The following is an 11,505-nucleotide window of genomic DNA, read 5'->3' as shown; positions in this document are numbered from 1 at the left end:
ATCCCCGACTTGTCAAAGAAGTCGGGGATCTGAAAATCATTAATCATCACCAACAGCGTACTCAATCAATAGAGATAGACGCTGACGCAGAGTTTCCAGTCCTAAACGCTGACTAGCAGAAATAAACACGGCTAAAGGAAACTCTTCCCTCGCTAAAGCTAGTGTTTCACTACTAACTTGATCAATTTTATTAAAAGCCACTAACGCTGGTCCTGGTGTAATTGGCATTTGTGCTAATATATCCCGCACTGAGCGAATATGACTTAACCAAGCAGGATGAGATAAATCTACTAAATGCAATAAAGCATCTGCTTCTGTCACCTCCTCCAACGTTGCCCGAAAGGCATCCATTAAAGATGCGGGTAACTCATGGATAAACCCTACAGTATCCGTCATTAAAGTTTCCTGGGGTGCGCCGGTTTCCGCATGAGGAAGCATTAACCGCCGTGTTGTCGGGTCAAGGGTGGCAAACAATTGGTCAGCAGTGTATACTTCTGCGTTGGTAAGCGCGTTGAGTAAAGTAGATTTACCAGCGTTGGTATAACCCACCAAAGCCACCGAATGAACTTCTCGATGTTGTCGCCGTTGCCTTAATCTACAACGATGTGCTTGTAATTGATTAACTTCTTGTTGGAGTCGAGAAATGCGTTTTTGAATGGCTCGGCGTTCTGTTTCTAGTTTGGTTTCACCAGGTCCTCTTGTCCCAATACCACCCCCTAATCTGGACATGGATTGACCTCTACCAGCGAGTCGTGGCATCATATACTCTAACTGTGCCAGTTCTACCTGTAATTTACCTGCACCAGATTGAGCGCGTTGGGCAAAAATATCTAAAATTACTTCGGTGCGGTCAACTACCCTAACACCAATTTGCGCTTCTAAATTGCGAACTTGGGAGGGTGAAAGATCACGATCAAATACTACCAAGTTAGCACCCAGAGTTTGCGCTGTGAGAGCAGCTTCTTGGACTTTACCTTCACCAATCACTGTTTGGGGATGAATGCGCGATCGCTTTTGTTGTAATACCTGTAATACAGTACCACCAGCCGTATCCACTAAACGGGTCAATTCCACAATGATGTCCTGGAATTGTTGTGGATTAGTATTTTCCGTTAATACCCCAACAATTAGCACTCGATCATGATCAGCATCTACTTCTTGACCAACAAACTCCCGACTAAATTCCTCTTCTAAACCTTCCACTAAGTTGAGAAAATCCTGGTCGGCTAAAGCATCTAAACTTAGAGGCGATGATACATGAGAATACATCACAGCATCGGAAATACTCATATCAGAAGATTGAGTCGTAACTAACTGTCTACTATTGGCTACCAGATGGGCTAAATACGCTTCTTTTACATACCCAGTTGCACCACCACCACGCTTTGTAAACCCTGCTCCAGTAATATTTAAAACTACTAAAGCATCCAATCTCTGTAAAGCCATTGCCGTTAAGGCGGCTTCATTTGGTGGTTCTGACTTAAGATTGGTGGATAAACAACGAATACCGCTGAGACGTTCTGCTCCGTAACGGGGCAGTTCTAGGGGCGGAATTTGAGTTTGACGCGGAGTACCGACACCAACCCGAATTACCTGTCCGCGACGATTAATGTAAACACAAACAGGTTGATTGATTTCCGTACTGACTGCTGCCAGACGTTGAGCAAAATCAGTTGTAGTAATACAATCACCTGATATCCGCTGGTGGTACAGCCGCTGGAGTTGTTTTAGCTGGCTGGACTTCAAACCTTGAACATTGCCAAAGATAGTCTCTATAGGCGTTTATGACCAGTTACCTGGTTCCCCCTGAATCCTTACACTGTCTATTTTACAACAGGGAACAGGGAACAGGGAACAGGGAACAGACAAGAGTTTTTTAATTCTTAATTTTGAATTTGTGAGTAGTTTTTATTTATAATGAGTGAAATTTCTAGACTCTCAAGCGATTATAGATTTATAATTAACGATTGTGAGTTTTTTCAAAAAACAGAAAAGTAATGAACGCCCAAGAGATTATCCGCTCAATTGAAGCGGAACAGATGAAATCTGATTTACCCGAAATCTATGTCGGTGATACAGTCAAAGTCGGAGTTAAAATTCAGGAAGGCACTAAGTTCCGTGTGCAACCTTACGAAGGTGTAGTTATAGCTAGACGCAATGGCGGCATCAACGAAACTATCACAGTCCGCAAAGTTTTCCAAGGTGTGGGTGTAGAACGAGTATTTTTGCTTCATTCTCCCCTAGTTGAAAGTATTAAAGTATTACGTCGTGGTAAAGTTAGACGTGCTAAACTGTACTACCTACGTAAACTGGTCGGTAAGGCAACCCGCATTAAACAAAGATTCGACCGCCCTTTGTGATTCTCAATGGTGAATTAATAGACGAAACCCAGTCTGCAAGCGGCATCCGCCGCTAACTTGCCAAAAGAAAAAAAATAGGTTACAATTAAAATCGAAATTGCGTTAAACTAAAAAAGTTCAACGCGATGACTGTAAAAAGAAAAGCTTGTGCGCTCTTAGTTCAGTTGGTAGAACGCAGGTCTCCAAAACCTGATGTCGGGGGTTCAAGTCCTCCAGGGCGCGCTCAAAAAGAAAAATATTGCCCGAAGCAATAACGTCACTGCCGAAACAGCGGAAAACGTCAATTATTTCGGGTATAATTTTTTTAAAATGTAGCTTTCTTATTGCGAGATCATTGAGACCGAAGCTGTAAACCTTAAAAATCACAAGGTTAGGCTACTTAAGAAACGGGGGTATAACGACTGTGGCCAAAAAAAATGAAGCAGAAATGCCAGAAACCGAAAATGGGTTTAACTTAAACAATTTTTTCCAGGGTACAAAGGAAGAACTTGAGAAAGTGATTTGGCCCAGTCGGAAACAGTTGGTAAGTGAATCAGCCGCTGTACTATTAATGGTTACACTCTCCGCATCTTTGATATATCTGGTCGATGGATTGTTCGCTTGGGCAGCAAAACAGGTGTTCTGATGACTTCTGCAACAGACGAACCACGCAACTCCGAGTTGCAGTTAGAGGAAACACTCTTAACAGCGATGAAAGAAGCACGCTGGTATGCAGTGCAAGTAGCCTCTGGCTGTGAGAAACGGGTAAAGACAAATTTAGAGCAACGTATCCAAACTTTTGATGTCGCTGACAAAATCATCCAAGTGGAAATTCCCCACACCCCAACGGTGAAAATCCGTAAGGATGGTAAGCGGTTACCTTCAGAAGAAAAGGTTTTCCCTGGTTATGTGCTAGTCCGAATGGTAATGAGTGATGATACATGGCAAGTGGTAAGAAACACCTCTCATGTGATTAACTTTGTGGGTGCAGAGCAAAAGCGTGGTAGCGGCAGAGGTCGTGGTCACGTTAAGCCAGTTCCCCTAAATCCCTCGGAAGTTGAACGCATATTCAAACAAGCCTTGGAACAAGAGCCAGTAGTCAAAATTGATATGGCTTCAGGTGATAAGATAGTTGTGCTTTCTGGTCCATTTAAGGATTTTGAAGGTGAGGTGATTGAAGTTTCCCCAGAAAGGAGTAAACTAAAAGCTCTACTCTCGATCTTTGGAAGAGATACACCAGTAGAATTGGAATTTAATCAGGTTAAAAAACAGAGCTAAATACAAATGGCGAAGAAAGTAGTAGCGGTCATTAAGTTGGCCCTGAATGCTGGGAAAGCCAACCCAGCACCGCCAGTTGGTCCTGCGTTGGGTCAACATGGTGTTAACATCATGATGTTCTGCAAAGAGTACAATGCCAAAACAGCAGACCAAGCTGGGATGGTTATACCTGTAGAAATTTCTGTTTATGAAGATAGAAGTTTTACATTTGTCCTCAAAACTCCACCAGCATCAGTGTTGATTCGCAAGGCAGCGAAGATTGAAAGAGGCTCAAATGAACCCAACAAAAAGAAAGTTGGTAGCATTAGCAGAACGCAATTACGCGAAATTGCTCAAACTAAACTTCCTGACCTCAACGCCAATGATATTGATGCAGCCATGAATATTGTGGAAGGAACTGCTAAAAACATGGGCGTAACAGTTACAGATTAGGTGACAGGGAACAGGTGACAGTAAATAAAAAAATAACCACTGACAACTGACAACTGACTAATAACAAAATCATATCGGGGGAGAAGTACAACTTCGAGATGACCCCAGGAGAAAAAAATGGCAAAAAAAGTATCACGCCGCTTACAGGCGTTGCTGGAAAAGGTAGAAGATAAGGATTATACACCCTTAGAAGCATTAGCTTTGTTAAAAGAAACGGCAACTGCTAAGTTTCCTGAAGCTGCTGAAGCTCATATCCGTTTAGGAATTGACCCTAAATATACAGACCAACAATTGCGGACAACGGTAGCACTACCCAAGGGAACAGGACAAATTATCCGGGTAGCAGTTATCGCCAGAGGTGAAAAAGTCACAGAAGCAACTAACGCTGGTGCTGATATTGCTGGTTCTGAAGAACTCATTGAAGATATTCAGAAAGGCATGATGGACTTTGATAAGCTGATTGCTACGCCGGATGTGATGCCACAGGTAGCAAAGCTGGGTAAATTATTAGGTCCACGGGGTTTGATGCCTTCACCCAAGGGGGGAACAGTGACATTTGATGTTGCTAGTGCGATCGCTGAGTTCAAAGCTGGTAAATTAGAATATCGGGCTGATCGAACTGGGATTGTCCATGTTATGTTTGGTAAGACTGCTTTTTCACCTGAAGATTTATTGATCAATCTGAAGGCATTACAAGAGTCAATTGACCGTAACCGTCCTTCAGGTGCTAAGGGTCGTTATTGGCGGTCATTGTACATATCCTCGACAATGGGACCATCAATTGCTATTGACATTAGCGCCCTACGAGAGTTAAAACTAACTGACGCTGCATAATTTGGTAATGGGTAATGGGTAATTGGTAATTGGTGATAGATGAATATAATCAGTAATGACCAATGACTAATCACTAATGACCAAAATTAAATAGATAAAGCCGGAGACAGCAGGTGCTAATAGCTTAATACCCTGCCGAGGTTGTAATTTTAACTATCTGAAGTTTGAACAGTAAAACTGTGACAACGACAGTATTAAAAATACCACTTTGAAACCCTGGCTAAGTTAGCTGGGGTTAATTGTTTTCGGTAAGTCAGCAAAAAGGTGACAGGTAACAGGTAACAGGTGACAGGTGACAGGTGACAGGTGACAGGTGACAGGTGACAGGTAACAGGTGACAGGTGACAGGTAACAGGTGACAGGTGACAGGTAACAGGTGACAGGTGACAGGTGACAGGTGACAGAAAATAAGTAGGTAAAGAGAAAAATTTAAAGGTATGTGACGAAATGTAAATTCAATGAATGCTTTGCAAATAGGTTGTTTCACGGTTTTTACAAAACTAAACATATATCGTTTTTATTATGTTTACCTACTTAGAGTAAGAACTAAGAACTGACAACTGACAACTGACAACTGACAACTGACAACTGACAACTGACAACTGACAACTGACAACTGACAACTAACAACTGACAACTGACAACTAACAACTGACAACTGACAACTAACAACTGACCACTGACAACTGACAACTAACAACTGACCACTGACAACTGACATTGGAGGTGAGATAAGTATGGGAAGAACGTTAGAAAACAAAAAAGAGATAGTAGCTGATCTCAAAGAAAGTTTGAGTGTGTCAACTTTAGCACTGGTAATTGATTATCAGGGGCTAACTGTTGCTGAAATCACTGATTTGCGTCGGCAACTCCGTCCTAGTGGTGCTATCTGTAAGGTGACAAAAAACACCTTTATGGGCATTGCGATTAAGGATCAGGAACAATGGCAGCCAATGTCAGAATTACTAAATGGTTCTTCTGCATTTCTGCTAGTTAAAGAAGATTTATCTGCGATTAAAGCTTACCAAGCATTCCAAAAAGCCACCAAGAAGACAGAAATTCGCGGTGGTGTGATGGAAGGTCGTGTCCTGAGTGAAGCTGATGTCAAGGCTCTAGGAGACTTGCCTTCTAAGGAACAACTCATGGCTCAAATTGCTGGAGCTATCAACGGTGTGGCTACCAAGCTGGCTGTTGGTATCAACGAAGTTCCAAGTTCCTTGGCTCGCGCTTTAAAAGCTGTTGCTGAAAAAGAAAATGGCGACAGTTCTGAAAGTGCTTCTGAGTCAGCGGTAGTTAGTGAAGATTAATCACTGACAAGTAACAATTAACCCTCACGGGTTTTTTCAACTGAAAAATCAAAAATTCTTTAGGAGTTATATCCATGTCTGCTGCAACCGAACAAATTTTAGAACAATTGAAATCTTTGACCTTATTAGAAGCTTCTGAATTGGTTAAGCAAATCGAAGAAGCTTTTGGTGTTAGTGCTGCTGCTACTGGTGGTGGCATGATGATGATGGCCGCTCCTGGTGGTGCTGCTGCTGAAGTAGTGGAAGAGAAGACCGAATTTGATGCAATTCTGGATTCTGTACCTGCTGATAAGAAGATTGCTGTCTTGAAAATCGTTCGTGAAATCACTGGTCTAGGTCTGAAAGAAGCTAAGGACTTGGTAGAAGCTGCTCCTAAAGCTGTTAAAGAAGCTGTAACTAAGGACGCTGCTGAGGATATCAAGAAGCGGATTGAAGAAGCTGGTGGTAAGGTAACAGTTAAGTAATTGTTATTAGGTGATTGGTAATTGGTGATTGGTAAAATCTCTACCTTTTGCCTAATTAAGTAGTGAGACAGAATTAATTACACAATGTCATTGCGTAAGCGTTGCGTGGCGTTAGCCATATGGAACGAAGTGAAATGAAGCAATCGCAAGTGTTGTGATTGCTTCCCTTCGCTCGCAATGACTGTAAATATTTTTGTCCAATTACTTACTAACTTACGTTACAGCGGTTCTCGGTTGAGTGAAATACAAGAACCCCAACCCCCTCCCCGCAAGCGAGGAGGGGGATACGATGTATGTTATTTAAGTGCGTACCGCTGTCATTAAATATTGTGTGAGTGTAAAGGCATCCACTCCTAATTCTGTTCTTGCTTGTGCGGCTAAAATTCCGGATTGGGAATGCCACCAAGCGGCAGTTGCGACTATATCTTCTATAAAAATTTCTTTATTCATAATTTGCGCTAATAGTCCACCTAATAAACCAGTCAATACATCACCACTGCCTCCACGAGCTAAGGCTGGGGTACTTTCAGGATTTATCCAAACATTACCTTGGGGATTAGATATGGCTGTTCTTGCCCCTTTTAATAGGACTATAGCACCACTTTCTTGGGCTGCTGTTTGGATGGCTTTGATTCGGTCTGTGTGGTCAATATTCGGAAATAACCGCTTAAATTCTCCTGTATGGGGTGTGAGGACGGTGGCTGATTTTCGCTGTTTTAGGGTGGGGATAGTGCCTATTCGTGCCAAAATATTTAAGGCATCAGCATCAAGGATTAGGGGACATTCGCATTGAATTATTTCGGGAACAATAGATATATTGTCTTTGGTTAAACCGGGTCCGCAAGCGATCGCAGTAAATGAGTTTAAATCTATATTTTCTGGTAATTGTACACTAGCGATCGCTCCTGTTTCTGTTTCAGGACAACCAATAATTAAGGCTTCTGGTAACTGGGAAACTAACAACATTTTTAAGGATTCTGGGACAGCAATAGATAGCATTCCCACACCAGAAGCTCGCGCACCCAAACCTGTTAAAATTGCTCCACCGGCATAACGTCGAGAACCACAAATTAATAATAAATGTCCTTGTTTGTATTTGTGAGTAATTAGGGGACGGGGTAAAGGTAAGGTGGATAATGCCGTTGTTTGTGTAATCCGTTTGATTTTGGGAATGTCGCCGATCACAGCATGAATATCTGCGAGGGGAATATCAAAATCAATTAATTCGGCTTTACCAACATAAGGTAATGCTTGTTCTTGTAATAAACCTTGTTTCCATAAACCCAGGCAAAATGTATGAGTTGCCTGGATAGCTGTTCCTAAAACTTCCCCTGTATCTGTATGTAAACCTGAAGGTATATCAATACTAATAATGGGTTGATTTTTGTTATTAAAATAATTAACTGCCGCAGCGATAGAATCAGTAATTTCTCTTTCTAAACCAAAGCCAAATAAACCATCAATTAAAAAATCATAACTTGGTAATTGGGAAATTTCTTGATAACAAGGGATTTTTAAACTTTGTGTATATTGGAAATGTTGAGAAGTTAATTCTTTTAATTTAGAAAAAGGTTGATAAATCCAAACTTGATAACCGCGAAAATGCAATTCACGAGCTACTACTAAGGCATCTCCTCCATTATGACCAGGTCCAACTAAAATTCCTACACATTTTCCTGGGGAAATAATAGCCTGTAAGCGTTGGCAAATTAGTCCTCCTACTTTTTCCATTAAAGCAGCTACAGGCATTCCTGCTGTAAATATTCTGGCTTCAATCTGCCGCATTTGGGTTGCGGTAACAACAAATTGTTCTTTAGTCATTTGTCATTTGTTAGTTGTCATTTTTCATAAAAAGTCTGAACTATGATTTGTTTGATTATTTTGATGAAGATAATTAATTTATCGGTTAAGGAAACTAATCATCTTCATCACAAAAATCATAGTTCAGACTTATTTGCCATAATAGACTCTGGCATTGCCGTAACCTAAATTTTTCAAATAGTTATTCCATTGTTCCGCTTCCAAGCGATCGCTAAGTGGTCCTACAGCTATGTGCAATCCCAATGGCTGACTTCTCCTAAATACATTAATACTGATACTAACTTTTTGACGAATTTCTGTCCCTAAAGAAATTAATCTATTAGAATTACTGGGAATAACTACATAATATGAATTTCTGTTTTCTTGTTGGGGATTTAATTCTATATTATCAGAATTAACAATTTTTGCGCCAGGAATACCATTTGATTCCAATTCTTTTACTCGTCGTTGAGCATTAGCTTGTCCATTAAAAACGCCAGATTGGATAACCTCACGTCCATTATAATTGCGAATATAGGCATTAGTTTCAATTTGCCGAACTCGCTGTAAGACTTGAGAATTATTACTGTCAACATAAACAAAATATCGATCAAATCCTTGATTATATTGACTATATTGTATACCTTGAGATTGATATAATTTGACTGATGGTAACTGCGATAATGGCTGCTGGTCAATGGATATTTCTTGGGGATATGGAAGTGTTCCTTGGGCTAATATGGGAATATTATTAGGTATTTGAGCTTGAACCCAATTATATTCACCGAGAAACATCCAACTTCCACTTATCAGTAAAGAAAATACGGGTAAAGAGGTAAAACGACAAACTCTTAAAATAGGCATATTTGTTACCATTTTTTGCAAAAGTTTTGAGTTTAATTCCAATGCGATAGAATAATTAAAAAGAGCATTAAAGCGGTGAGATTACTCATGAATTTATTGATTTTTAGTAGCCAATTGTTCCGTCAGGCATAATCGCTTTAAACAAATTTGCACCTGTGAGATTTGTCGTACTAATTTCTGCACCGAGTAGATTTACCTTGGTTAAATTAGCATCGGTAAAGTCCGTCATTGCTAAACAAGCATATACTAATTCTGCTTCAGTTAGATCAGCTTCGCGGAGATTAGCTCGACTAAAGTTAACTTTACTCAGTCTAGCAAAACTGAGGTTTGCTTGGTTGAGCTTGGCTTTGATTAGGATAGCTTCTGGCATGATTGCACCCTGCAAGTTAGCACCTATTAATTCTGCTTCAGTCAAATTCGCTTTTGCCAGTCTAGCATTTGTCAGATTAGCACCATTCAAATTACAGCCTTCTAGATTAGTCTCAGTTAAAGTGGTATTTTGTAAGATAGCTCCGCTCAGGTTAGCACCACTCAAATCTACACTACGCAGCGTGGCTTCACTTAAATTAGCACCACTTAGATTTACCTTAGCTAAGTTTGCACCAGTTAAATTAGCACTGCGTAAGTCAGCTTTATGGAGGTTAGCACCTAAGAGATTAGCATAATAGGCTCTTTTTTCTTCTCGCAGGTTAGCACCGCGAAGACAAGCACCTGTAAGGTTAGCACCACTCAAATCAGCACCGCGCAAATCAGCATTCATTAAGTTAGCATCTAGTAGATGTGCCAAAGTTAAATTAGCATTACGCAAATCAGCCCCCTGCAACGTTGCACCATGCAAGTCAGCATCATGTAAGTTGGCATTCTGTAATTGTGCTTGAGTTAGGTTTACACCACGAAGATTTGCACAAATTAGATTGGCATTATTGAGAATAGCTTGACTTAGATAGCTAAAAGTTAGGATAGAGTTACGCAAATTTGCCTGATTTAAATTTATACCAATTAAATCTGCATCAAATAGATTTATGTTATTTAAGTTTGCGTTGATAAATTTTGTTTCTCCATTTGCATATCGGTTCAGAAGTTCTTTGGCATCCATAATAGATATCTCTCAATTATTGTGATCAGGTTTTCCAAAAGCAAAAATAGGTTTGATTCTTTGTGATTGAGTATATTTCAAGTAGGCGGTATTGTAATTTGACAGGTATTACTGTCATCGTCATCATAATCATCTAAATCATCAGATTGAGTGTGTACAGGTTGATAATTAGGATTAGTAGGTGGTTTAGTTCTTTCAGGTAAATAACTGTTAGGCGGTTTATGTGACTTGGTATTAACTGGCATATTACCATACAAGGTACGCATGACCCTGATGATTACACCAGATGCTTGATTATTTTTATCTAGGTTCCCTAAAGATATAACTGTATTGTTAATTTTGGATTCAAGTTCTCCGATAGTTGGACAAGAATCAAATAATTTCTGCAATAAACTATCAAGTTCTTCAGATTTTAGTTTCAACCAGTCCTCTTCATTGAAGGTAAATTTTTTATCAAGTGCGGAAAATAAAATTATTTTTGCCCTTAATGGGCTAGTATATCTCATCAAGTTTTGCCGCAAATCAAATTGATCATATTGAGATTTTGTTGAAATGCTTGAAGATACAGTTGATGGATTTAATGATGTTTTTTCACTATGATTAAATATAGGAAAATTTTGGTCAGATTGATTTAATATTATTCCTGTATCTTCTTCATTAGCTTGATTTAATATTATTCCTGTCTGCTCATCAGAGGTTGGATATAATTTTTGTAATTCTTTGATAATGATACTGGCAATTATAGAATATTGTTTTGGTTTACTAAGACTTTTAACAGCAATAGATAAATTTGCGGTTAAGTGATTGATTGTGGGATTTAAACTAGATAATTCTTGAATTAATTCTTCTAATTTAAATCTATCTAGGGTATCTTGATCATTTTCCCACTCATTTTTACAAGCGAAGAATATTAATTTCTTAATTCGTTTTGAGTTTTCATGCTGTTCTAAGAATTTCACTATTTCATCAAAACTAAATAGGGTCATGATCGGGATATCTCCAGTACAAGTATTCAATAGCAAGAACAGTTATAAATTATAGCTGTACTAGCACACTGTTGGGTAGTAAAAGTTTTGTATAGGGTTAAAAAA

12 protein-coding genes, 1 tRNA gene and 1 other annotated feature are annotated in these 11,505 nt (G+C 39.6%); of the genes, 8 read left to right on the top strand and 5 right to left on the bottom strand.

Features of this window, described 5'->3' with window-relative positions:
* Window positions 1-39: 39 nt before the first annotated feature.
* Window positions 40-1,776 (bottom strand): GTPase HflX, encoded by a 1,737-nt coding sequence (gene hflX / locus FJR37_RS24070; protein ID WP_039201565.1) that lies wholly within the window; start codon window positions 1,774-1,776, stop codon window positions 40-42.
* A 221-nt stretch (window positions 1,777-1,997) separates the two neighbouring features.
* Between hflX and rplS the strand changes: the two genes are divergently transcribed.
* From rplS to rplL, 8 genes are all read left to right on the top strand, one after another.
* Window positions 1,998-2,360 carry a 50S ribosomal protein L19 gene (gene rplS / locus FJR37_RS24065; protein WP_039201563.1) on the top strand — a complete coding sequence of 121 codons (363 nt, stop codon included), beginning with the start codon at window positions 1,998-2,000 and terminating at the stop codon, window positions 2,358-2,360.
* A gap of 149 nt (window positions 2,361-2,509) precedes the next feature.
* Window positions 2,510-2,582 (top strand) — tRNA-Trp (locus tag FJR37_RS24060).
* Window positions 2,583-2,763: 181 nt separating this feature from the next.
* A complete protein-coding gene (gene secE / locus FJR37_RS24055) occupies window positions 2,764-2,985 on the top strand; it encodes a preprotein translocase subunit SecE (protein ID WP_015078220.1) in 222 nt (73 codons plus the stop codon).
* Window positions 2,985-3,617 (top strand): transcription termination/antitermination protein NusG, encoded by a 633-nt coding sequence (gene nusG / locus FJR37_RS24050; protein ID WP_027404879.1) that lies wholly within the window; start codon window positions 2,985-2,987, stop codon window positions 3,615-3,617. Before secE ends, nusG begins: the two co-directional genes overlap by 1 nt.
* A 6-nt stretch (window positions 3,618-3,623) precedes the next feature.
* Window positions 3,624-4,049, top strand: a complete 426-nt coding sequence (gene rplK, locus FJR37_RS24045; protein WP_027404878.1) for a 50S ribosomal protein L11 — start codon at window positions 3,624-3,626, stop codon at window positions 4,047-4,049.
* Window positions 4,050-4,166: 117 nt separating this feature from the next.
* Window positions 4,167-4,883, top strand: a complete 717-nt coding sequence (gene rplA / locus FJR37_RS24040; protein WP_027404877.1) for a 50S ribosomal protein L1 — start codon at window positions 4,167-4,169, stop codon at window positions 4,881-4,883.
* Between the two features lie 82 nt (window positions 4,884-4,965).
* Window positions 4,966-5,133: a sequence feature (ribosomal protein L10 leader region), on the top strand.
* 487 nt (window positions 5,134-5,620) lie between these two features.
* On the top strand, window positions 5,621-6,190 hold the full coding sequence (gene rplJ / locus FJR37_RS24035; RefSeq protein WP_039201559.1) for a 50S ribosomal protein L10: 570 nt from the start codon (window positions 5,621-5,623) through the stop codon (window positions 6,188-6,190).
* A 74-nt stretch (window positions 6,191-6,264) separates the two neighbouring features.
* On the top strand, window positions 6,265-6,654 hold the full coding sequence (gene rplL / locus FJR37_RS24030) for a 50S ribosomal protein L7/L12 (RefSeq protein ID WP_039201558.1): 390 nt from the start codon (window positions 6,265-6,267) through the stop codon (window positions 6,652-6,654).
* Window positions 6,655-6,954: 300 nt separating this feature from the next.
* Here rplL and FJR37_RS24025 read toward each other — a convergent pair whose 3' ends face one another.
* From FJR37_RS24025 to FJR37_RS24010, 4 genes are all read right to left on the bottom strand, one after another.
* Window positions 6,955-8,475: a bifunctional ADP-dependent NAD(P)H-hydrate dehydratase/NAD(P)H-hydrate epimerase gene (locus FJR37_RS24025; protein WP_039201557.1), complete on the bottom strand. Its 1,521-nt coding sequence runs from the start codon at window positions 8,473-8,475 to the stop codon at window positions 6,955-6,957.
* Between the two features lie 129 nt (window positions 8,476-8,604).
* Complete coding sequence (locus tag FJR37_RS24020; RefSeq protein ID WP_168467323.1) at window positions 8,605-9,318, bottom strand: hypothetical protein; 714 nt, start codon at window positions 9,316-9,318, stop codon at window positions 8,605-8,607.
* 103 nt (window positions 9,319-9,421) lie between these two features.
* A complete protein-coding gene (locus FJR37_RS24015; RefSeq protein ID WP_027404872.1) occupies window positions 9,422-10,414 on the bottom strand; it encodes a pentapeptide repeat-containing protein in 993 nt (330 codons plus the stop codon).
* Between the two features lie 77 nt (window positions 10,415-10,491).
* Window positions 10,492-11,400 (bottom strand): hypothetical protein, encoded by a 909-nt coding sequence (locus tag FJR37_RS24010; protein WP_052149864.1) that lies wholly within the window; start codon window positions 11,398-11,400, stop codon window positions 10,492-10,494.
* Between the last annotated feature and the right edge of the window lie 105 nt (window positions 11,401-11,505).

The organism is Aphanizomenon sp. UHCC 0183, from assembly GCF_009712065.1.
Classification (GTDB): domain Bacteria; phylum Cyanobacteriota; class Cyanobacteriia; order Cyanobacteriales; family Nostocaceae; genus Dolichospermum; species Dolichospermum heterosporum.
This window is presented reverse-complemented; position numbering and strand designations above follow the sequence as displayed.

Excerpts from the sequence above, each read along its gene's own strand:
- FJR37_RS24010 (WP_052149864.1), bottom strand. The coding sequence starts at position 11,400 with ATGACCCTATTTAGTTTTGATGAAATAGTGAAATTCTTAGAACAGCAT.
- rplA (WP_027404877.1), top strand. The coding sequence starts at position 4,167 with ATGGCAAAAAAAGTATCACGCCGCTTACAGGCGTTGCTGGAAAAGGTA.
- FJR37_RS24025 (WP_039201557.1), bottom strand. The coding sequence starts at position 8,475 with ATGACTAAAGAACAATTTGTTGTTACCGCAACCCAAATGCGGCAGATT.
- FJR37_RS24020 (WP_168467323.1), bottom strand. The coding sequence starts at position 9,318 with ATGCCTATTTTAAGAGTTTGTCGTTTTACCTCTTTACCCGTATTTTCT.
- rplS (WP_039201563.1), top strand. The coding sequence starts at position 1,998 with ATGAACGCCCAAGAGATTATCCGCTCAATTGAAGCGGAACAGATGAAA.
- FJR37_RS24015 (WP_027404872.1), bottom strand. The coding sequence starts at position 10,414 with ATGGATGCCAAAGAACTTCTGAACCGATATGCAAATGGAGAAACAAAA.
- nusG (WP_027404879.1), top strand. The coding sequence starts at position 2,985 with ATGACTTCTGCAACAGACGAACCACGCAACTCCGAGTTGCAGTTAGAG.
- rplL (WP_039201558.1), top strand. The coding sequence starts at position 6,265 with ATGTCTGCTGCAACCGAACAAATTTTAGAACAATTGAAATCTTTGACC.
- rplK (WP_027404878.1), top strand. The coding sequence starts at position 3,624 with ATGGCGAAGAAAGTAGTAGCGGTCATTAAGTTGGCCCTGAATGCTGGG.
- rplJ (WP_039201559.1), top strand. The coding sequence starts at position 5,621 with ATGGGAAGAACGTTAGAAAACAAAAAAGAGATAGTAGCTGATCTCAAA.